The organism is Dyella sp. NPDC103356 (assembly GCF_055584465.1).
Genome location: NZ_JBVJLZ010000001.1, coordinates 712,274 through 732,840, shown reverse-complemented (window position 1 = coordinate 732,840; position 20,567 = coordinate 712,274). Strand labels below are relative to the sequence as shown.

The following is a 20,567-nucleotide window of genomic DNA, read 5'->3' as shown; positions in this document are numbered from 1 at the left end:
TTCGCGATAGCACTGACTTTGTTGAGAGCTGTCGCGACAACCGACCGCAAAGTCACTGGGTTCCGGCCTGCGCCGAATGACGTGTAGGAAGGGTTTTTCGAGCTTCCCTGACGTGATTCCTACAGAGCGACATCTTCACTGATACAGTTGAGAGGCGACGGAGCGCCGTCCTCACTGTGCCGCGCGCCGCTTCTTCTTGGGCGTGGCCTTCTTCCCTTTCGCCTTCTTCGCCTTGGCCGGCGCAGCAGCCACCGGCGCGGCACCTTCGACGTCGGCCCAGTCCACATGCGGCAGGCCCAGCATGCTGTCGAGCACCATCGGCATCAGGCCTGAAGGCACAGGGCCGGCCGAGTTCCACATCGTGACCACGCCGGCGTGGTATTTCGGGAAGAAGCCGATCATCGTGCGATAGCCTTCGACCGCACCGGCATGAAAGATCAGCGTCTCGCCGCCGTACTCAAACACACGCCAGCCGAGCGCGTAGTGTGCGTCGGTAATGCGCGCGCGGCGCCATGGCGTGGAATGCATCTCGACCGGCGTGGGTACGCCCGGTTCATGCAGTACGTCGAGCAGGGATTGCGGCAGCACGTCTGGCCGGCCGCCCATCTGGGCGATCAGCCATTGCTCCATATCGTGCAGGCTCGCATTGACACCCGCTGCCGGCGCAACGCGGTAGTAGGTTTCGTTCGGCTCGAACGGTACCCACGAACCCCTGCCTGCAGCGCGGTGAGGGCGCGCCCAGCTCTTGCTCGACTCCAGCGCGTCGCGGCCATAGCTGGCGGTTTTCATGCCCAGCGGAAAGAAGATGCGCTTGTCGACCAGGCGATAGAAGAAGTCGCCGGTCTGCGCATAGAGCACGTCGCCGATCAGGCTGAAGGCGACGTTCTGGTAGCCGTAGCACTGACCTACGCCACAGGCCATATCGACTTCGTCGAGCTTGCGCACCAGCTCCTCGTAGGAGATGTTGCCTTCGAGCATGTTGTCGTAGGTGTTGCGCGGCAGGCCTAGGCGCTGGCCGAGAATGTCGCGTACGGTCGCCTGGCTCGAGGCCTGCGCGTCCTTGAGCTTGAAGAACGGCAGCACGTCGGCCAGCTTGGTGTCCCAGCCCAGCTTGCCGTCCTCGACCATGACGCCGGTGACGGCGGTGGCGAAGGCCTTGGACAGCGACGCAAGTCGAAAGACCGTATCGGGCGTGACCGGCTCGCGCGTGGCCGCATCGGCGTAGCCGAGGGTGTGCTCGAACACGACCTTGTCGTCGACGACTACTGCGGTGGCCATGCCGGCGACGGCATCGCGCTCTTCGAGCTTGCTCAGCCACTCCTGGTACGCGGACACCGTTTCCTTGACGCGCTCGGGCGGGAGTTCTTCGCGAGGGAAGGTTACCGGGTGTGCGGCGGTGGTCTCGGCATTGCCGGTGACCTGGGCGAAGGCGGGCGTGCTGGCAAGGCCCACTGCGCCGGCTATCAACAGAAAAAGATTGCGGAACGGCATGCTGCTCAACAAAGGTCTCGGCGGCGGGGAACGCCTTGGCAGAAAGGGGAGGGCGAGTGCTGCTTATATCCCGATTGTCGTGCACTTCCTGGTGGCCTACAACGAAAAATGCAGACCCATCACGTCGATCGTCAGACCAGGGTTCAGCCGACGCGCATCCGCGACCGCGCGAGCTTCGACAACTTGCGCTGCGTGAAGGTTCGCGGCCTGTCGCTTGCTGCGAAGCAACAGACAAAGTTTGCGTGCTAGTCTTGCCGCGACCCACGCCGGATTCACGCCGTTGAACGCTCGCCCCACCGCCGCGTCTGCGAATGCCGCCCCTGCGTTGTCTGCGCTGGCATTTTTTTTCCTGATGACCTCGTACTACATCATTCGCCCGGTGCGCGATCAGCTCGGCGGTGCTGTCGGTTCGCAGTCGCTGCCCATGTTCTATCTGGTCGTTTTCGTAGTGATGCTGGCGCTGACACCGGTCTTCGGCGTCCTGGCCGCACGTTTTCGCCGTAAGCAATTGCTGGGCTGGAGCTACTGTTTCTTCATCGCCTGCCTGCTGGCCTTCGTGCCTGCCTTCATGGCGCAGGACCGGATCGGCGCGCGTTCGTTGGGCGTGGTGTTTTACGTCTGGGTGAGCATCTTCAACCTGTTCGTGGTGTCGCTGTTCTGGAGCTTCATGGCGGACATCTTCAACGGCCCGCAGGCACGGAGCGTGTTTCCGTTGATTGCCTTGGGCGGCATGGCGGGTGCGATCTTCGGCCCGCTGGTGACCAAAGCCCTGGTGCAGACACTCGGTGTCGCGCCGCTGCTGGTGGTTTCGGCTGTGACGTTGGCGCTGGCATTGGGTGTGCTGCTGTTTCTTTCGGGCGAACAGGATCGATCCGGCGACCGACAGGGCGAGCCGGTCGGCGGTTCGCTATGGGCAGGCATCAAGGAGCTGGTGACAAAACCGTTCCTGCGCTACATGGCCGTGCTGATGCTGCTGGGCGATGGCATTGGTACCTTGGCTTATGCTCTGCTGGCCGACTACAGCAAGGCGCACTTTACCGACAAGGTCGCGCGCACGTCCTTCTACAACGATCTGGATCTCTACACCAACCTGTTGGGCGTGGCGCTGCAGTTGACCGTCACCCGCTGGTTGATGATTCGACGCGGCGCGGTGGCTGCGCTGGTGGTTACCTCGTTGATCAACTTGCTGCTGCTGGCCGCCATCGTGGTATGGGGGCCGGGCGAAGTGTCTGGAATAGCGCTGGGTCTGCCGTTGCTGGCCATCCTGACGATCGGCTCGCGTGGCTTTACCTATGGCATGACCAAGCCGGCCTCTGACGCGCTCTACACGCGCGTGCCACGAGAGACCCGCTACAAGGGCAAGAACTTCATCGAAACTGCGGTGTGGCGCCTGGGCGACGTGCTGGTCACCAGCGGAGTCAGCCTGTTCGGCACGCTGGGCGTGAGTGTCGCCGGCATGGCGGGCGTCGGTGTGGGCGTTTCGGTGCTTGCGACCTGGGTGGCGCGCCAGATCGGGCGCGCACCTGACCTGGCACCGGAAGCCGCCGCTCAACCACCCGTTGCGCGGCGCGCCTGAAAGCCTTCCTTCCTCAGCTGGCGATGTAACGCTGAAGCTGTTCGATCTGCTCGGCTTGTTCGCCGATGACCTCTTTGACCAGGTCGCCGATCGAGATGACGCCTACCACGGTTTCCTTGTCGACCACCGGCAGATGGCGGATGCGGCTATCGGTACACAGCCGCATGCAGTCGAACACGTCGGTATCGGGCGATACGGTAAGCACTGGACTGCTCATGATTTCCGACACGGCCGTCTGTGCGGATGAGCGTCCCTGCAGGATCACCTTGCGCGCATAGTCGCGTTCGGAAAGGATGCCGACCAGAACTTCTCCGCGCATCACCAGCAAGGCGCCGACGCGCCGCTCGGCCATGTGCTTGATCGCTTCGAGCACCGGTACTTCCGGCGCGATGGCATAGATATCGCTGCCCTTGTTTTCCAGAAGATGCTTCACCTGACGCATGCTGATCGCTCTCCCTCCGGCCGCGGGCCGGCCGCGTGCGGATCAGTCTAACGCTGTCCCCGATGGCAGATGTAGCCCGTTTGTGAAGCCTGCCGAGCCGGGCTCAGGCACGGAAATCTTCGTCGATAAAGTACAGCGGGCGCTGCTTGCTCTCGGCATAGTTGCGGCCGAGGTATTCGCCGATCACGCCCAGTGCCAGCAACTGCACCCCGCCCAGGAACAGGATCACCAGCATCAGTGTGGGATAGCCGCGGACCGGATCGCCGTAGATGATCGACTTGGTCAGCACCCAGAGGCCATACACAAAGGAAAGCAGGGCGGAGAACAGGCCCACCCAGGTCGCCAGTCGCAGCGGCGCGGTCGAGAACGACGTCACGCCCTCGATGGCCAGCTGCAGCAGGCGCCAGTAGTTCCATTTGGTGGTGCCAGCCTGACGCGGCTCGCGCTGGTAAAGCACGGCGGTCTGGCGGTAGCCGATCCAGGCAAACAGTCCCTTCATGAAGCGCTGGCGTTCGCGCAACTGGCGCAGAGCGTCCAGCGCGCGGCGCGAAAGCAGGCGGAAGTCGCCGGTATCGCGTGGAATGGGGGTATTGGACAGTCGCTCCATGCCGCGATAGAACGCCGCCGCGGTGAAGCGCTTGAAGCGGGTCTCGCCCTCACGCACGCTGCGTGTCGCGTAGACCACGTCGTAGCCGGCCCGCCATTGCTCGACCAATTCAGGGATCAACTCGGGCGGATCCTGCAGGTCGGCATCGATCACCACGACCGCATCGGCGTCGGCCTTGTCCAGGCCGGCGGTCAGGGCTGCCTCCTTGCCGAAATTGCGTGACAGACGCAGGCCGCTGACGTGCACGCCACCGGTGCGCAGGCTTTTGATCAGCTCCCAGGTGTTGTCCGAGCTGCCGTCATCGACATAGAGCACCTCGCACTCGAGGGGCAGCCCAGCCAACACCGTGCCCAAGCGTGCGTGGAAAGCCTCCAGCACCGAAGACTCGTTGTATGCGGGCACGACGACGGCGAGTTTCTGCATGGACTCATCTGCCAAGGTGAAAATCAGCGCATCTTAAAGCTTTAACGCCGGTCAACGTCGGCGTTGCAGATACCCGGGCCCGCCCAACTGCCCCATCTGTTGCTGGATCCAGTTGGCGCGACGCTGCACATAGGCGCTGGGGTTGTCCACCCGGAAGCGCCGCGGGTTAGGCAGCACTGCCGCGAGTCGTGCGGCCTGGGCGGGGCCCAGGCGCGCTGGTGGCGTGCCGAAATACGCATCGCTGGCCGCGCCCACGCCATAGATACCATCGCCCAACTCGGCGATGTTCATATAGACCTCGAGGATGCGCTGCTTGGGCCAGGTCAGTTCGATCAGTACGGTGAAGTACGCCTCCAGCCCCTTGCGCACGAAACTGCGCCCGTTCCACAGGAACAGGTTTTTCGCCGTCTGCTGGCTGATCGTGCTGGCGCCGCGCAGGCGCTTGCCGTCGTCGGCCGCGTCGATGGCATCCTGGATGGCGTCGACGTCGAAGCCATGATGGAACGGGAATTTCTGATCCTCGCCGGCAACCATCGCCAGCGGCACATAAGGTGAGACCCTTTCCCAGGGGACCCAGCGTTGATGAATTTCAAACCCCGACTGGCCGTGCACAAGCGCACTCAGCCGGCGCTCCATCATCACCGCCGAGGTCCAGGGTGGTACGAAGCGCAGGATCAGCACCACAAGCCAGCTCAGCGCCAGCCAGGCGACTATCAGGATGGCGACGGATCGCAGGATTCGGACGGGCAGCGAACGTGTTTGGGCCATGGCAACGCGGGCTTGAGGTTCGTTGCAGTATATAAGGCTCTCGCGTGGCCCTGAGACGTGGGGCCGGTGCCGGTTGCAGCGGGCGGCCTACGCCCCCATCTTCTCCCGCTTGGCCGTTGGTGGCCCATTGCTGTTCAAGAGGTTCGGACGTGGAAACCGTGTTGCTCGACGACGTATTGCATCGCTTTTTGCTTGAACGCGCCGGTGTGCGTGGCGTGCTGGTGCGCCTGGGCCCCTCGTGGCGCGAGGTGGCGGGTCGTGCCGACTATCCGGAGGCCGTTGCCACGTTGCTCGGCCAGAGCCTGGCTGCGAGCGCCATGCTGACCGGCAACATCAAGTTCGAAGGTGCGCTGTCGATCGAACTCAAGAGTTCCGGTGCCTTACGCCTGTTGTTCGCCGAGTGCACCGACCAGGGTCGCCTGCGTGGCCTGGCGCGCTGGAGCGATCCGTTGCCGGAGCCATTGATCGTTTCGGATCTGCCCGGTGCGGTGATGGCCATCACCATCGGTCATGCCGAGCGCGGTCAGCGCTATCAAGGGCTGGTCGATCTGAACCACCCGAACCTGAGCGAAGCGTTGGAAAACTACTTCGGCCAGTCCGAACAGCTGCCGGCGAAAATCCTGCTTGCCGCCAACGGCGAGCATGCGGTGGGCCTGATGCTGCAGCGCCTGCCCGGCGAAGGCGGCCATAGCGCGGCCGACGATGAGGACGGCTGGAATCGTATCGAACATCTGACGGCGACGCTGGGCGCGCAGGAGCTGCTGAACACCTCGCCCGAGCAATTGCTCTATCGGCTCTATCACGAAGAGTCCGTGCGTCTGTTTGAGCCGCGTCCGCTGGCCTTCGGCTGCAGCTGCACGCGCGATCGGGTGGAGTCGATGCTGCGTTCATTGGGCCGCGAAGAAGTCGAGGCGGCACTGGAAGTACGCGATGGCGAGATCGAAGTGATCTGCGAGTTCTGCGCGCAGCGCTATACCTTCGATCGTATCGACGCGGAGCACTTGCTGAGTGCCAGTCATAACGCTGAGGCGTCGACAACGTCGCAGTGAGGGGCGCTATAGCGCCCCTTTATTCAAGGCACGGCAAACCGCTTCTCATGCTGCAACCACACCTCGGCAGGCCTTGGTGTGGCGAACAGGAAACCCTGCCCGAATCGGCAGCCGACGCGTAGCAAGGCCTGCCGCTGTGGTTCCTCTTCGATGCCTTCGGCAATCACCTGCATCTGCAGCGAATCGGCCAGTACCTGGATCGCGCGCACCACGGCCAGGCCGTTGCTGCTTTCGCGCGGGATTTCGGTAATGAAGGAACGGTCGATCTTCAACGTGTCGATCGGGTACTGATGCAGGTAACTCAGCGACGAGTAGCCCGTACCGAAATCGTCCAGCGCGATGCCGACGCCTTGCTCGCGCAGGTTCGACAGAATGCGTTTGACCTGGGTCGGGTTCTCCAGCAGCGCGCGCTCGGTCACCTCGATACGCAGCGACTGAGGCGGCAGCCGGTGCGAAGCAAGCAGTTCGAGCAGGCGGTTGTCTAAATCCGGCGAGCGGAAATGCCGGCCTGACACGTTGATGCTGACGAAGCCTTCGTTGCCGACCAGCGCCTGCACCTGCGCGCAGGCCTGTTCGAAAATCTGCCAGTCGATGCTTTCCGCGCAGCCGCTTTCTTCGGCGATGGCGAGAAAATCGCTCGGCGTGAGCAGTCCGCGCTCGGGGTGGCGCCAGCGCAACAGGGCTTCGTAACCGACCGTCTGGCCGGTTTCGAGCGCCACAATGGGCTGATAGAAGGGAACAAATTCGTTCCGGCTCAGTCCGCGGCGCAGGTCGCCTTCCATTTCCAGGAGCGACAACGCTTCACGGCGCAGGCGGTCATCGAACACGGCGGCGCGATGGCGGCCTTCGTCCTTGGCGCGATACATCGCTGCGTCCGCATCGCGCAGCAGTTCTTCCGGGCGCTGGTAATGCTGGCCGGGCAGCGCGATGCCGATCGATGCGGAGGTGAAAATTTCCTTGGCGCCGAGGCGGAAGGGTGCCTGCAGTTCGTCGATGATGCGCTCGGCGATCAACGACGCCATGCGGATATCGGTGATGCCCTCGGCCAGCACGGCGAACTCGTCGCCACCCAGGCGCGCTACCACGTCGCGCGTTTTCAGGCAGGCGCGAATGCGGCCGCCGACCTGGAACAGCAGGTCGTCGCCGACCAGATGGCCGACCGAATCGTTGATGACCTTGAAGCGGTCCAGATCGATAAACAACACGGCAAAGAGTTCTTGCGAATTGTTGTGATAGCGCTGCAGCGCCTGTTCGAGCCGCTGCAACAGTAGCGTGCGGTTGGGCAGGCCGGTGAGCGAGTCGTGCAAGGTTTCGTACTTGAGCCGGCGCTCGACGCGCTCGCGTTCGGCAATCTGTTCGCGCAGGTCGCGATTGGCCAATGCCAGCGCGCGCGTGCGCTCAGTGACGCGGCGTTCCAGGCTGGCGTAAGCCTGCTTGAGCGATTCGGTCGTGTGCTTGCGTTGCAGTGCGTTGGCAACGTGGTAGCCGACGAAGGTCAGCAGCTCCTGGTCGCGTTCGTCGTAGGTATGCTCGGGTGAGTAGCTCTGCACCGCCAGCACGCCCATGGCGCGCTCGCCCCAGATCAACGGCACGCCGAGCCAGCAGACCGAGCGCGTGCCGAACTGCCCAATTTCGCCGAGCTGGCACAGGCGGTCGATCTCCTGCGGATCGGCAAGCAGCGGTTTGGCGTGGCGCAGCACGTATTCGGTGGCGCCACGGCCGTGCGCGCGCGGCAGGCGCACGCTGTCGAGCTCGTCGATCGAGTAAGGAAACGTCAGCTGCTTGTTTTCGTCATCCAGCAGCGCGATGTAGAAGTTGCGCGCATACAACAGGCCGCCGATGACGCGATGGACCGCGGCATAGAAGTTATCCAGGCTTTCGGTGGCGTTGGCCAGCTCCGCAATGCGGAACAGCGCAGCCTGCAGGCGCTCGCCGCGCTGGCGCTGCAATACCTGCTGGCGCAGCACGCGGTTGGCTTCGCGCAATGCCGCCGTGCGGCTGGCGACGCGGCGTTCGAGTTCGGCATGCGCCTCGCGGCGTTCCAGGGCGGTCTGCACGTGCTGCGCGACGTAGCTGAGCAGTTCGCGATCATGCTGCGTGTAGTGCGTGTCTTCGCGATAGCTCTGCATCACGATGCCGCCGACGACATGGCCTTCGCGCAAGAGCGGTACGCCCAGCCAGTGTTCGCAATTGGGGCCCACCGGCCGCAGGTGCTCGCCAAGCTGATGGGTCAGTTCCTCGATCGAGCCCATGATCGGCTGGCCGCCCTGCAACAGATGCCAGGTCAGGCTGTGACGCATCTCCTGCAAGGGCTGGCTTGCGTCCGGCGCGGGAGGATCCTTGTCGACCGTGTCCACGTAATAGGGAAAGCGCACATTCCCGGTGGCCGCGTCGTGGAGCACGATGTAGAAATTTTCCGCGTACATCAGGCTGCCGAGGATGGCATGCAGGGAGCGCATCATCTCGGTCATGTTGTGCTCGGCACCGGCCTGCTCCGCGATCGCGTACAGGGCGCGCTGCAGACGTTCGGCCAGTGCCAGCCGCGAGATCGCTTCGTACAGCCGTGAGGTCTCGGCGAGCTGGCGCAAGCGGGCGGACGCCAAGCGCCCCAGCCAGACCACTTGCTCGCGCAGGATGTCCGGCAGGGCGGGGCCATCGGGACAGACGTCGAGCACCAGCGTGCGCAGTCCCTGCGGATCGTCCGCCAACTCGATGCGATGGCTGCTGACGGCTGTGGCGGTATCTGTGACTGCCTGCCAGTGCAGCAGGCCGGCGACCCTCAGCTCTTTCAAGGCCGTGTCACAGATCTCGAATACATTGGCGGCGTCGGAAGCCCTGAACAGCCGTTCAGCTGCGGCGCGCACCACGGCGATCCCCTCTTCGGAGAGGAGCAGGGGCGCACTGCTGATTGGCGCGGAATTCATCGGTCGCGGCCAGACTTCAAAGGTGGCTGATAGGGCAACTTTATATCTTGTCGATTCAGCTTTGTCGCCCAGTGTCTATCGGCCGGGAACCATGCAGGCTGAAGCGGTTCTAAGCGGCGGCCGAAATGGCGTAAGTCTTTTCAGGGAAAGGGAAAAAAAATCCTTCGGTTTGGCTGTAAACCGGTTGTTATTAAAAAGTAAAATGTGCTACGCTCACCTCGCAAATCCCTCGGGGGAGGGATGGCCAACGGAACCTATCGAGCGCCATGCGTCGCCTTCTACTTTCATTGCCGATTCTGCTGATGCCGCTTGCTGCGGCGGGGCAGGTCGTGGCCAATGATCAGGTGTCGCGGCCCCTGCTGCTACAGCAGTCGGACCAGTTCCCTGCCACCAACCCGGATAGCACCAACAACGGCTTCAGCTCCGGCACGGGCGCAGCCCAGCAGGGTGCCTCGCCGCTAGTCCTGCGTCCGGACGCAAAATCGAAAACCGCTGACACGCAGTACGGCCTGGGTCCCAACCTGCAGGCGCATGCCTCGGTCAGTGAACACTCCTGGGCCAATGGCGCCGCTACGCCGCGAGTGGTCAGCAGCGAGCTCGGCGCGACCTACAACGTCGACCGCTACAGCGTAGGCCTCAGTGTCAGCGCCAACGGCACGCCCAATAGCGCAGCACTGCCGCGCCTGTTGCCCGGCGGTGCGCTTGGCAACGTCAACGGTCTGGCCAGCTTCGACAGCAGTGCTCAGCTCAATGCCCGGGGCCGTCTCGCCCTGGACAGCAAGAGCGGCATCGACCTGGGTGCCAGCGTGGGCCGGGTGCGCCTGTTGCCGGGCAATCTGCTCGGGGTCAGCACGCTGGACCAGAAGGCCCTGAGTTTCGGCGTCGACCGCGGTCCGTTGAGTGGCGCCATCATCGGCCGCTCGCTGCAGCCGCAGGCGGGCATTCCGGGCGCCTACAACCCGGACCGCCGCTGGAACAGCATCGATCTGGGCGTGACCTGGCGCCTGCCGTGGCAGGGCGAACTGAGCATCGGCGCGCAGAATGTGTGGTCCTCGGGCAATGGCGTGAATACACCGACAGGCCCCGAGCCGGATCAGTCGCGCACTCCGTACGTGCAGTATCACCAGGATCTGTAAGTCGGGTCGGCGGCGGACGGGAAAGTCGTTCGCTACATGATGCCCCATAGAAAAAGCCGGCCTGCGAGCCGGCTTTTTGCATGGCGCAGTTTGCGGACAGCGAGTTGGCTTAGCCGCCCTTCTTAAGCCGCAAATCCCCACTGAACGTCTCAATCGTGATCTTGCCGCCGCCGTTGCCTGCGGTTGTATTGAGCTCGCTGCCAGGGCCGTTGTCGTTCTTCTTCGGTGTACCGAAGTCGCTGCGCATGTCGCCGCTGAAGCTGGTGGCATGGATGGTGGCTGAGAGGTCGGCAGGTAGCTGCAACTGTACGTCGCCGCTCATGCTGTCGATGCTGTAGCTGCCGCTGCCGGCCACGCCGCCACCGAGCTGGACATCGCCGGAGACGGTGCTGAGGTTGAGCTTGTGCCAGGGGCCACCGTTGACGTGGATGCGGCCGGAAACGGTCTGCAGCTCCGCAGCGTTGCCCACGCTGGGGGCCAGGATGTCGCCGCTGACAGTCTGCAGATCCACGTTATCGGCGTGGCCGGCCAGTTCGATGCTGCCGCTGACGCTATTGGCCTCGAGCGATGGCGTGCGTGCATTGATACGGATCTTGCCGCTGACGCTGCTGACCTTGAGTTTGCCGCCCTCGATACCGTCGATGCCCAGCGGCGCGCTGACCACTTCGACTTCGAGCGAGGCTCCCTTGGGGACGCGAAGGTCGAGCGTGCTCGGTTGCATCGAGGTGTCGCTGTTCCAGTTGAACCAGCCGGCCTTGCCGCCCTGCGGTTCTACCTTGATGGACATGTCGCTGTCGCTGCCGTCGATGGTCAACGGCTTGGCGCCTTCACCCAATCGGCCGGACACCTGCACCTGATTGCGATCCCAGGCGGTGACGGTGACGGCGCCCTTGATGTTGGTGATCTCGATACGCGCGTTGGCGGCGGCATCATGGCTGATATTGATCGGCGTGTCGGCCAGCGCCTGGCCAATCGCGAAGCAGAGCAGCAGTGGCGTGTAGCGAATGATTTTCATATGAGGCTCCTGCAAGCTCAGCCTGCCTGGTTTTCCATGTGGCGCAATTGCGACTGTTGGCGTTCGGTGCGGTCGAGCAAGCGCTGCAGTGCGACCGAATCGGGCGCCTGCTTGAGTGCCTGACGTAGTTCCAGTTGCGCGGCATCCAGTTCAATCGCGGCGCCTGCCAGACGTGGATCGGTCGGCTTCCAGCGGGTCAGGTCGGGCGTCGTGGCCGTCGGCGTCGCCGTGTTCGCCAGTTCCGTGCCGTTGTGTACCTGCTGTTGCCTAAGATGAAAGACCACACCGCCGGCAAGGATCACCAGGCCGGCAAAGCTGGCCGCGAGCAGCCACACCCGATGGTGGCGGCGCCGTGCCGGCGGCGTTGAAACCGTTGGCTGCGCGGCATCCAGGGCCGCATCAATCTGCGTCCACAGGTCGCGTTGCGGGGCGACCGGCTCGCGCAGGGCGCGCATCTGACGGTGCCATTCCAATTCGTTCATGAGCCTTCTCCCAACACGTTTCGCAGCAATCCACGGGCACGATGCAATTGTGCTTTGGATGATCCAACAGCCATACCTAGTTCTTCGCCGATCTCTTCGTGCTTCCAGCCTTCCACGTCATGCAACACCAGCACAGCACGAGCGCGAGGTGGCAGCTTGGCGATGGCGCGTTCCAGTTCGTCGCGTTCGGCGGCGCAGAACGGCGTTTCGCCGTGATCGGGTACCAGCTCCTCGTCCATCATGTAAACCGGGTCCGAACCACGTGAGCGGATGTCCATCAACGCGACATTGACCGCCAGGCGATACAACCAGGTACTGAAGGCGCTTTCGTGACGAAACCCGGCGAGTTTCTGCCAGCAACGCACAAAGGCTTCCTGCGTCAAATCTTCGGCGCGTGCATGGTCGTAACCGGCCAGGCGATAGACGGCGCCGTAGATGCGGTCGACATGCTGGCGATACAACCGCTGGAACGCCTGCCGATCACCCGCTGCCGCTGCCTTCACGTCATCCGCATCGCTCCGGTCCGCGACATGCGCGGGCGGCGGGATGTTTCCGGATGTAGGGCTGGCAGCGATCATCTTGCTGGTTCTGATGCGGCTGATGCGTTGAAGGTTTAGATGATGGGCAAAAAAAACGGGCAGCCAGGCTGCCCGTGTCGGAACAAAATGCATGGAGTTGCCCGCTGCGTCCAGAGGCAGAAGTACTGGGAGAATCAGGACGCGACGGCGCGACGCGATGGCTGCTGGGCCGCTTCGCCCAGGGCCTGGGCCACGCGTTGCTGCTCCGCGCGCAGGCGTTGCGGCAGGCGAGCACCGAAGCTTTCCAGATACTGGCCGATGGCGGTGAGCTCGGCCTGCCAGCCGGCGAGGTCGATATCGAGCAGTTCGGTCAGTGCGTTCGGGGATACGGCCAGGCCCTCGGTACGAAGTTCGCCCTTGGCCGGCACCGTGCCGATCGGCGAATGGACGCCATGGGCCGAGCCATCGATACGTTCGATCATCCATTCGAGCACACGCAGGTTCTCGCCGAAGCCCGGCCACAGGAACTTTCCGTCCTCACCCTTGCGGAACCAGTTGACATGGAAAATCTTCGGCAGCTTGGCGCCCGGGCGATCGAACGACAGCCAGTGACTGAAGTAGTCGCCGTAGTGATAGCCGCAGAACGGTTTCATCGCCATCGAGTCGCGACGCAGCACGCCGACGGCACCGGTAGCAGCGGCGGTCGTTTCCGAACCCATCGCCGCGCCCATCAAGACGCCATGGGTCCAGTCGTTCGCCTGCATGACCAGCGGGAGCAGAGATGGACGGCGACCGCCGAAAACGATCGCGCTGATCGGCACACCCTGGGCATCTTCCGCCTTGGGCGACCAGGTCGGGCACTGTTTGGCGCTGACGGTGAAGCGTGAATTGGGATGCGCCGCGGGACCGTTGGCCGGATCGTAGGGGCGGCCCTGCCAATCGGTGACAGGCGTGCCGGGCAGGCCTTCCCACCAGGGCTGGTTGTCGGCGGTGACCGCAACGTTGGTAAAGATGGTGTCGCGCGCGATCGTATTGAGCGCATTGGGATTGCTGTCGTTGCTGGTTCCCGGCGCTACGCCGAAGAAACCGGCTTCCGGGTTGATTGCGTAAAGGCGACCGTCGTCGCCGGGGCGCATCCAGCAGATATCGTCGCCTACGGTCCATACCTTCCAGCCGTCGCGGCGATAGCCTTCCGGCGGAATCAGCATGGCGAGGTTGGTCTTGCCGCAGGCGGATGGGAATGCAGCGGCGACGTAATGCGTTTCGCCCTTGGGGTTTTCGATACCCACGATCAACATGTGCTCGGCCAGCCAGCCTTCCTGGTTTGCCTGCCAGCTGGCGATGCGCAGTGCATGGCATTTCTTGCCGAGCAGCGCATTGCCGCCGTAGCCGGAGCCGTACGACTTGATCGTCAGCTCTTCCGGGAAGTGCATGATGAAGCGGCGTTCCGGATCGAGTTCGCCGGTGGAATGCAGGCCTTTGACGAACGTCCCTTCGCGCTCGACGCGCGCCTGCGCCGGCGCGCCCATCCGGGTCATCGTGCGCATGTTGATGACGACATAAGGACTGTCGGTGATTTCGACCCCGCAGCGGGCCAGCGGCGAATCGATCGGCCCCATGCAGTAGGGGATCACATACATCGTGCGCCCTTCCATGCAGCCGTCGAACAACGCATCCATCTTGCTGTGCGCCTCGGCGGGAGCCATCCAATGATTGTTCGGGCCGGCGTCCTGTTCGTCCCTGGAGCAGACGAACGTCAGGTGTTCTACACGGGCGACGTCCGAAGGATGAGAGCGATGGAGGTAGCAGCCAGGGTGCGTGTCCTGGTTGAGCTCGACCAGGTCGCCGCTGGCGAGCATCTGCTGGACCAGGGTCTGATATTCGACATCGGAGCCATCGCACCAGTGGATGTGTGCGGGTCGGGTCAAGGCTGCGACGTCGTCGACCCAGCGCTGCAGCGCTTCCAGTGTGCTCGCCATGGATTCCTCTCTGGTCTTGCGGCAAATGATTGTAGAAACGCTAGTTTACGATCACTGGCATTGCAAGGCGCGGCGCAGCAAGCGAGCGCTGAGGGGTGCAATGAGAAACGCGTAGATGCCGCCGGCGCCCATGTCCGGGCACAGCGAAATTAGTCTTCAGGGGGTGAAGAAAAGCTCAGCGCGTAGCGCGGCTCAGCTTACTTTTCACTCCTGAAAACTCACTTCTGCTCTTAGGCGGGGATCAGCGTCGCGATCATGTGCTCGACATAGGCGTCGAACTCGTCGTGGCTGATGCGGGGCAGGCCCAGGGTGAAATTGAGCTGCAAAAAGCCGACGTAGGCAGCATAGGTGAGGCGGGCGCGGTTGAGCGCTTCGACGGGCGGCATGCCCGCTTCGCGATAGGCGGTGTGTAGAAATTCCATGCGCCGCTGCGACACGCGGGCCATGACCGGCACGACCTGTGGATGATCGAGTGCCTTGAGCAGGGCGGCATACACGCGATGCGGTTGCAGCTCGTGGGCAACGCGGCGGAACAGCTCGGGCAATCGCTCGCGCGGGTTCGGGATCGCTTCGATCTGGTTGATCACTTCGCGTTCGCCGTACTGCTCCCAGCGCTCCAGCGAGGCTTGCAGCAGCGCTTCACGGGTGCGGAAGTGCCAGTAGAAGCTTCCCTTGGTAACGCCAAGCCGGCGAGCCAGCGCTTCGACGGCAACGGCGCCGACGCCTTGTTCGGCGATCAGGGCAAGGGCGGCGTCTTCCCAATCTTCCGCGGACAGGCGGCTGCGTTCGGTCTTGTTACTGGCATTCATCGTGGCATGGTAGCCGCAGTCCCGGGCATTGCAAGGGAGGGAGCAGGTAAGTGGTTGATTGAGGGTGTCTTTGAAAAGGCGAAGGATGAGCCGCGGGGTAGTTGACGATCGTCACGGCTCAACCCATACTCGCCCGTATGGTAACCCATTCACCGATTGACCGCCACACGGACGTTATCGCCATGCGCGATGGCTTGACGCTGTGTGCCGATGTTTTCAACGCCGATGGCACGCCACCGATACTGTTTGCCCACGGCTTTGGCCAGACCCGAGGCGCCTGGGGCGGTACCGCGCAAGCCCTTGCCGAGGCGGGCTATCGCTGCGTCACATTCGATGCGCGTGGTCACGGCGAAAGCGGCCGGGTGGCTGGCGGCGAATACCACATGGAACAATTCGTCGAAGACCTGACCACGCTGGCGCGCATGCAGCCGGAGCCGCCGGTACTGGTGGGTGCTTCGATGGGTGGTCTGCTCGGTCTGGTCGTGGCTGGCGAGTTCGACCCCCGGGCGTTTCGTGCGCTCGTGCTGGTCGATATCACCCCGCGCTGGGAGTCCGCCGGCGTCGAGCGCATTTTGGCCTTCATGAAAGCCCATCCGGACGGTTTTGCCGACTACGCCGAGGCCGCCGAGCAGATTGCGCAATACCTGCCGCAGCGCCGCGAGCGCAAGTCGGAAGAGCAGCTCAAGCCGTTGCTGCGCGAAGGTGTGGACGGGCGCTTGCGCTGGCACTGGGACCCCGCTCTGCTCGATGGTCTGGTCAGCGAGAGCGAACGCTATCAGCCACGCCTGTTCTCGGCCGCGGCCAAGCTGCAGGTTCCGCTGCTGCTGCTTTCCGGCGGACGCAGCGATGTGGTGTCCCACGCTACCGTCAATGAGTTTCTGCAACTGGTGCCGCACGCGCGGCATGTCGAGCTGCCGCAAGCTACGCATATGCTGGCGGGCGACGCGAACGACGCATTCACGCGTGAAATCGCACGCTTCGTGCGTGATCTGGAATCGGCCGGCGTTCGGCATAACGCCGGTGCTGCGTAACGTAAGAGTGAGGTGTTGAGATGTCCGTTCTACTGACCCTACTGGCGGCGCTGATTGCGACAGGCGCCTGCGCCTACCATCGCAGCAGCCTGCGGACCTGGGCCATTGTCACCACGCTGGCGACGCTGATTGTCGGCGTGATCGTGCAAGCGCCCTGGACGACGGTGATCCTGCTGATTATCGAGGCCCTCATCGCGGTGCCGTTGCTGATGATCGGTTTCCGCCGCAAGAAGATCAGCGCGCCGCTGCTGAAGCTGTTTGCCAAGGTGACGCCCAAGCTGTCGGCCACCGAGCAGACGGCGCTGGAGGCCGGTACGGTCGGCTTCGAAGGCGAGTTGTTCTCAGGCAAGCCGGACTGGCACGAGCTGCTCAAGCAGCCCAAGCCCGAGCTGAGCGTCGAAGAGCAGGCCTTCATGGACGGCCCGGTCGAGCAGTTGTGCGGCATGATCGACGACTGGCAGATCACGCATGAGCTGGGCGACCTGCCGCCGGAAGTCTGGGACTTCATCAAGAAGAACAAATTCTTCGGCATGATCATTCCGAAGCAGTACGGCGGCCTGGGCTTCTCCGCCCTGGCGCATTCGGCCGTGCTGCAGAAGCTGTCGACGATCTCGGCAACGGTTTCTTCCACCGTCGCGGTGCCCAACTCGCTCGGCCCGGCCGAATTGCTGCTGCACTACGGCAGCGACGAACAGAAGAACCATTACCTGCCGCGCCTGGCGATCGGTGAAGAGATTCCCTGTTTCGCGCTGACCGGCCCGTATGCCGGTTCCGATGCGACCTCGATCCCCGACTACGGCATCGTCTGCAAGCAGGTGGTCGACGGCGTGGAAACGTTGGGCATCCGCCTGACCTTCGACAAGCGCTATATCACGCTGGCGCCGATTGCCACGGTGGTCGGCCTGGCCTTCCGCATGTATGACCCGGACAAGCTGCTGGGTGATGTCGAAGACCTTGGCATCACCCTGGCCTTGCTGCCGCGCTCGACGCCGGGCCTGGAAATCGGCCGTCGCCATTACCCGTTGAACATTCCGTTCCAGAACGGTCCGGTGCACGGCAAGGACATCTTTGCGCCGATGAGTACGTTGATTGGCGGGGCGCATATGGCCGGTCACGGCTGGCGCATGCTGGTCGAATGCCTGTCCGTCGGCCGCGCGATTTCGTTGCCGTCCAACGCGACCGGTGCGGTGCGCATGTCTGCCGCAGCAACAGGCGCGTATGCGCGCATGCGCAAGCAGTTCGGTCTGGCGGTCGCGCGTTTCGAGGGCGTGGAAGAAGCCCTGGCGCGCATCGGCGGTCTCACCTACGCGACAGCAGCGCTGTCGCGTGCCACGGCGGCAGCGGTCGATCGCGGCGAGAAGCCGGCGGTGCCGTCGGCGATCGCCAAGTATCACGCCACCGAGTGGGCGCGCATCGTCGCTGGCGACACGATGGACGTGCACGGCGGCAAGGGCGTGCAGTTGGGTCCAAAGAACTACGCCGGTCGTGGCTGGCAGTGTGTGCCGATCGCGATCACCGTGGAAGGCGCGAACATCATGACGCGCAGCCTGATGATCTTCGGTCAGGGCGCGATCCGCTGCCATCCTTACGTGCTGAAGGAAATGCAGGCGCTGTCGATCGCCGACTATGGCGATCGCCTGAAGACGTTCGACCGCCTGTTGTTCGGTCATATCGGCTTTGGCATCTCCAACGCGGTGCGCTCGTTCGCGCTGGGCATCACCGGTGCGCGTATCGGCGAATCGGCGGGCGATGCCTACGTACGCCGCTACTACCGCAAGCTCAACCGCTATTCGGCGGCGCTGGCGTTGTGTGCCGATACCTTCATGGGCGTGCTGGGCGGCAAGCTGAAGTTCAAGGAAAAGCTCTCCGCGCGTCTGGGCGACGTGCTCAGCTTCCTGTATATCGCCAGCGCCATGCTCAAGCGCTACGAAGACAGTGGCCGTCCGGAAGCCGACCGGCCGTTGCTGGCCTGGGCGTTCCACGAGTGCATGTGGCGGATCCAGATCGCACTGGACGGCGCGATCCGCAACTTCCCCGTGCGCCCGGTGGCTTGGCTGCTGCGCGCCCTGGTATTCCCGCTTGGTCGCCGCGAAGTGCCGCCGTCCGATCGCCTGGGCCGCCGCGTTGCAGCGATCATCACCGCACCGGGCGAAGCACGCGATCGCCTCTTGCAGTGGACCTACATGACGCCGACGGCCAACAACGTCGTCGGTCGCATGAATGCACTGCTGCCGGATGTGATCGCCGCCGAGCCGGTCGAGCGCAAGTTCGCAAAAGCGCAGAAGTCGGGCCAGTTCAAGGCGTTGGATTACTTGGGTCAGTTGGCGGAAGCCAAACAGGCCGGCGTGATCACCGACGCCGAGTTCGACTTGCTCAAGCGCGTGCGCGAAGGCGTATTCGAGTTCATTTCGGTGGATGATTTCGAGCCGGAAGAACTACGTTCGGCGCATGCGAGCGGCGCGAAGAAACCGGATGGCAAGCTGGCTGACGCCGCTTAAGCCGGCTTGATCCGTGCCATGAAAGCCCGCTCCTGATCGAGCGGGCTTTTTTTATAGCCTTCGGTTGCTGCGGGCGGTCGCGACTGAAGGGAGCCTCGAAAACCTTTCCTATTCGTCGTCCCGGCGAAGGCCGGGACCCAGCGCCTTACACCACAATGTGCTGAAGACGCTGGGCCCCGGCCTTCGCCGGGGCGACGATGAAAACTGAGGTTTTCGAAGTTCCCTTCAGTCGCGACCGCAAAACCCCGCCGAGTATCAGACCACCAGAACGCAGCGGTTCTTGCCGCCTTCCTTGGCCTGATACAGCGCACGGTCGGCAGCCTGGATCAAGGCTTCGTCATTGCCCACACTGTCGTCGTGATAAGTGATGCCGATGCTGGCGCTCACGTTGGCGACGAAGTCGCCGTTTCGACCCAGCAATGGATAGGGCTCGGCCAGCATGGCGCCGATCGAGCGGCAGCGGTCCAGCAGGCTGCTGGTATCGCTGATGTCTTCGAGGATCAAGGCAAATTCGTCGCCACCCAGCCGCGCGACGGAATCGTTGACCCGCAGGTGTTGGCGCAGGCGCTCGGCAATAACGATCAGCAATGCGTCGCCGGCCGGGTGGCCATGGCGGTCGTTGACCTGCTTGAAGCCGTCGACGTCGAGCAGAGCCAGAGCAAAGCCAATGCCGTGTCGCGGTGCCCGCTGAATCGCCGTGCGCAACCGATCATGGAACAGCGTGCGATTGGGCAGGCCGGTCAACATGTCGTGGGTCGCCTGGTGGCGCACCTGGGCTTCGGCGCGTTCGCGCTCGGCAACCTCTTCGACCAGTTGCTGGTTGCGCGCAGAAAGCTCATCCATCGCCATCTGCAACTGCGCGCGTGCACTGTAGAGTTCCAGGAATACGCGCACCTTCGATTGAAGGATGACATCGTTGACCGGCTTGGAAATATAGTCGACTGCACCGAAGCGGTAACCCTTGAGCCGATTCATGTCGTCCGCGTAGGCGGCGGTGACGAAGATCACCGGCGTATCGCGCAACTGGTCGGTTTCGGCAAGCAGCTGCACGACCTCGAAGCCGTCCATATCCGGCATGTTCACATCGAGCAGGATCAATGCGAAACGATGGTCCAGGCATAGCGCCAGGGCTTCGTTGCCGCTGGTGGCCTCGATCAGCTGCGCGCCGCAATCGGCGAGCAGGCGGCGCATCGCTACGAGATTGGCAGGGGTGTCGTCGACGACGAGAATCTTCGGGAGCATGGGCTTTTCAGCTAAGGCAAAGTCGATTGAGCAAAGGGGCCATGGCGGCCAACGGAATGCAGTAGTCGGCCCCGGCGATATCCAGCGCGGCCTGCGGCATGGTGCGTACTTCGGCGTCGTTTGGGTCCTGCACGATGCTCAGGCCACCATGGCGGCGGATGTCGGCCAGGCCGCGCGCACCATCCTGGTTCGCGCCGGTCATGACGATGCCGATCAGCGATGCGCGATACGCTTCCGCAGCGGAGGTGAACAAAACATCGATGGAGGGTCGCGAGAAATTGACTTTCGGATCGACCGACAACGAAAAGCGCTCGTCGTGTTCGACCAGCAGGTGATAGCCGCTGGGGGCGACATGCACTGTACCGTTCCGTGCCGTTTCGCGCTCTGCCGCTTCGACCACCGGCAGTGACGTGTGCCGTGCCAGCAGTTCGCAAAGTATTTCGACATCGCTCGAGCCGGTGTGGCAGCAGACCAGGATGGCCGATGGAATGCGCGGATCGAGCCCGCCGAGCAGGACTTCGAGTGCGGTGAGGCCACCTGCCGAACATCCGATTGCGATGGCGCGCGGTGCAATCAT

Annotated in this window: 17 protein-coding genes; 5 read left to right on the top strand and 12 right to left on the bottom strand. The window is 63.4% G+C overall.

Annotated features, from left to right (window positions below; genetic code table 11):
• Positions 1 to 171: 171 nt before the first annotated feature.
• A complete protein-coding gene (locus ACZ6WW_RS03160; protein ID WP_465273014.1) occupies positions 172 to 1,491 on the bottom strand; it encodes a serine hydrolase domain-containing protein in 1,320 nt (439 codons plus the stop codon).
• Between the two features lie 280 nt (positions 1,492 to 1,771).
• On the opposite strand from ACZ6WW_RS03160, the gene ACZ6WW_RS03155 reads away from it, so the two are divergent.
• A complete protein-coding gene (locus tag ACZ6WW_RS03155; RefSeq protein WP_465272922.1) occupies positions 1,772 to 3,067 on the top strand; it encodes an NTP/NDP exchange transporter in 1,296 nt (431 codons plus the stop codon).
• A 13-nt stretch (positions 3,068 to 3,080) separates the two neighbouring features.
• Here the strand turns inward: ACZ6WW_RS03155 and ACZ6WW_RS03150 are convergent, their stop codons facing one another.
• The 3 genes from ACZ6WW_RS03150 to mtgA form a co-directional block, all read right to left on the bottom strand.
• Entirely contained in the window at positions 3,081 to 3,509 is a 429-nt protein-coding gene (locus ACZ6WW_RS03150) for a CBS domain-containing protein (RefSeq protein ID WP_281852072.1), read from the bottom strand.
• Between the two features lie 103 nt (positions 3,510 to 3,612).
• Complete coding sequence (locus tag ACZ6WW_RS03145) at positions 3,613 to 4,539, bottom strand: glycosyltransferase family 2 protein (RefSeq protein WP_465272921.1); 927 nt, start codon at positions 4,537 to 4,539, stop codon at positions 3,613 to 3,615.
• 51 nt (positions 4,540 to 4,590) lie between these two features.
• Positions 4,591 to 5,307: a monofunctional biosynthetic peptidoglycan transglycosylase gene (mtgA, locus tag ACZ6WW_RS03140; RefSeq protein ID WP_465272920.1), complete on the bottom strand. Its 717-nt coding sequence runs from the start codon at positions 5,305 to 5,307 to the stop codon at positions 4,591 to 4,593.
• A 149-nt stretch (positions 5,308 to 5,456) separates the two neighbouring features.
• Between mtgA and hslO the strand changes: the two genes are divergently transcribed.
• Positions 5,457 to 6,356, top strand: coding sequence for an Hsp33 family molecular chaperone HslO (hslO, locus tag ACZ6WW_RS03135; RefSeq protein ID WP_465272919.1), 900 nt, complete (start codon positions 5,457 to 5,459; stop codon positions 6,354 to 6,356).
• Between the two features lie 23 nt (positions 6,357 to 6,379).
• Here the strand turns inward: hslO and ACZ6WW_RS03130 are convergent, their stop codons facing one another.
• Positions 6,380 to 9,280: a bifunctional diguanylate cyclase/phosphodiesterase gene (locus ACZ6WW_RS03130; RefSeq protein ID WP_465272918.1), complete on the bottom strand. Its 2,901-nt coding sequence runs from the start codon at positions 9,278 to 9,280 to the stop codon at positions 6,380 to 6,382.
• Positions 9,281 to 9,546: 266 nt separating this feature from the next.
• On the opposite strand from ACZ6WW_RS03130, the gene ACZ6WW_RS03125 reads away from it, so the two are divergent.
• Positions 9,547 to 10,416, top strand: coding sequence for a hypothetical protein (locus ACZ6WW_RS03125; protein ID WP_465272917.1), 870 nt, complete (start codon positions 9,547 to 9,549; stop codon positions 10,414 to 10,416).
• A gap of 109 nt (positions 10,417 to 10,525) precedes the next feature.
• Here the strand turns inward: ACZ6WW_RS03125 and ACZ6WW_RS03120 are convergent, their stop codons facing one another.
• From ACZ6WW_RS03120 to ACZ6WW_RS03100, 5 genes are all read right to left on the bottom strand, one after another.
• The gene (locus ACZ6WW_RS03120; protein ID WP_465272916.1) at positions 10,526 to 11,431 is read right to left on the bottom strand and encodes a DUF4097 family beta strand repeat-containing protein; all 906 of its coding nucleotides are present in this window, start codon (positions 11,429 to 11,431) and stop codon (positions 10,526 to 10,528) included.
• A 17-nt stretch (positions 11,432 to 11,448) separates the two neighbouring features.
• Complete coding sequence (locus ACZ6WW_RS03115; RefSeq protein WP_465272915.1) at positions 11,449 to 11,913, bottom strand: hypothetical protein; 465 nt, start codon at positions 11,911 to 11,913, stop codon at positions 11,449 to 11,451.
• Positions 11,910 to 12,491, bottom strand: coding sequence for an RNA polymerase sigma factor (locus ACZ6WW_RS03110; RefSeq protein WP_281852080.1), 582 nt, complete (start codon positions 12,489 to 12,491; stop codon positions 11,910 to 11,912). The genes ACZ6WW_RS03115 and ACZ6WW_RS03110 overlap by 4 nt, the downstream gene beginning before the upstream one ends.
• A 134-nt stretch (positions 12,492 to 12,625) precedes the next feature.
• Positions 12,626 to 14,437, bottom strand: a complete 1,812-nt coding sequence (locus ACZ6WW_RS03105) for a phosphoenolpyruvate carboxykinase (GTP) (protein WP_465273013.1) — start codon at positions 14,435 to 14,437, stop codon at positions 12,626 to 12,628.
• 203 nt (positions 14,438 to 14,640) lie between these two features.
• Positions 14,641 to 15,219: a TetR/AcrR family transcriptional regulator gene (locus tag ACZ6WW_RS03100; protein ID WP_281852082.1), complete on the bottom strand. Its 579-nt coding sequence runs from the start codon at positions 15,217 to 15,219 to the stop codon at positions 14,641 to 14,643.
• 137 nt (positions 15,220 to 15,356) lie between these two features.
• On the opposite strand from ACZ6WW_RS03100, the gene ACZ6WW_RS03095 reads away from it, so the two are divergent.
• Complete coding sequence (locus tag ACZ6WW_RS03095) at positions 15,357 to 16,250, top strand: alpha/beta fold hydrolase (protein ID WP_465273012.1); 894 nt, start codon at positions 15,357 to 15,359, stop codon at positions 16,248 to 16,250.
• A gap of 20 nt (positions 16,251 to 16,270) precedes the next feature.
• A complete protein-coding gene (locus ACZ6WW_RS03090; protein ID WP_465272914.1) occupies positions 16,271 to 18,748 on the top strand; it encodes an acyl-CoA dehydrogenase in 2,478 nt (825 codons plus the stop codon).
• 255 nt (positions 18,749 to 19,003) lie between these two features.
• Here ACZ6WW_RS03090 and ACZ6WW_RS03085 read toward each other — a convergent pair whose 3' ends face one another.
• Together ACZ6WW_RS03085 and ACZ6WW_RS03080 are read right to left on the bottom strand one after the other, a co-directional pair.
• Complete coding sequence (locus ACZ6WW_RS03085; protein ID WP_465272913.1) at positions 19,004 to 19,990, bottom strand: response regulator; 987 nt, start codon at positions 19,988 to 19,990, stop codon at positions 19,004 to 19,006.
• Between the two features lie 7 nt (positions 19,991 to 19,997).
• A complete protein-coding gene (locus ACZ6WW_RS03080; protein WP_465272912.1) occupies positions 19,998 to 20,567 on the bottom strand; it encodes a chemotaxis protein CheB in 570 nt (189 codons plus the stop codon).

Excerpts from the sequence above, each read along its gene's own strand:
- ACZ6WW_RS03080 (WP_465272912.1), bottom strand. The coding sequence starts at position 20,567 with ATGATTGCACCGCGCGCCATCGCAATCGGATGTTCGGCAGGTGGCCTC.
- ACZ6WW_RS03160 (WP_465273014.1), bottom strand. The coding sequence starts at position 1,491 with ATGCCGTTCCGCAATCTTTTTCTGTTGATAGCCGGCGCAGTGGGCCTT.
- ACZ6WW_RS03145 (WP_465272921.1), bottom strand. The coding sequence starts at position 4,539 with ATGCAGAAACTCGCCGTCGTCGTGCCCGCATACAACGAGTCTTCGGTG.
- ACZ6WW_RS03095 (WP_465273012.1), top strand. The coding sequence starts at position 15,357 with ATGGTAACCCATTCACCGATTGACCGCCACACGGACGTTATCGCCATG.
- ACZ6WW_RS03090 (WP_465272914.1), top strand. The coding sequence starts at position 16,271 with ATGTCCGTTCTACTGACCCTACTGGCGGCGCTGATTGCGACAGGCGCC.
- ACZ6WW_RS03110 (WP_281852080.1), bottom strand. The coding sequence starts at position 12,491 with ATGATCGCTGCCAGCCCTACATCCGGAAACATCCCGCCGCCCGCGCAT.
- ACZ6WW_RS03150 (WP_281852072.1), bottom strand. The coding sequence starts at position 3,509 with ATGCGTCAGGTGAAGCATCTTCTGGAAAACAAGGGCAGCGATATCTAT.
- ACZ6WW_RS03125 (WP_465272917.1), top strand. The coding sequence starts at position 9,547 with ATGCGTCGCCTTCTACTTTCATTGCCGATTCTGCTGATGCCGCTTGCT.
- ACZ6WW_RS03085 (WP_465272913.1), bottom strand. The coding sequence starts at position 19,990 with ATGCTCCCGAAGATTCTCGTCGTCGACGACACCCCTGCCAATCTCGTA.
- ACZ6WW_RS03115 (WP_465272915.1), bottom strand. The coding sequence starts at position 11,913 with ATGAACGAATTGGAATGGCACCGTCAGATGCGCGCCCTGCGCGAGCCG.
- ACZ6WW_RS03130 (WP_465272918.1), bottom strand. The coding sequence starts at position 9,280 with ATGAATTCCGCGCCAATCAGCAGTGCGCCCCTGCTCCTCTCCGAAGAG.
- mtgA (WP_465272920.1), bottom strand. The coding sequence starts at position 5,307 with ATGGCCCAAACACGTTCGCTGCCCGTCCGAATCCTGCGATCCGTCGCC.
- ACZ6WW_RS03120 (WP_465272916.1), bottom strand. The coding sequence starts at position 11,431 with ATGAAAATCATTCGCTACACGCCACTGCTGCTCTGCTTCGCGATTGGC.
- ACZ6WW_RS03100 (WP_281852082.1), bottom strand. The coding sequence starts at position 15,219 with ATGAATGCCAGTAACAAGACCGAACGCAGCCGCCTGTCCGCGGAAGAT.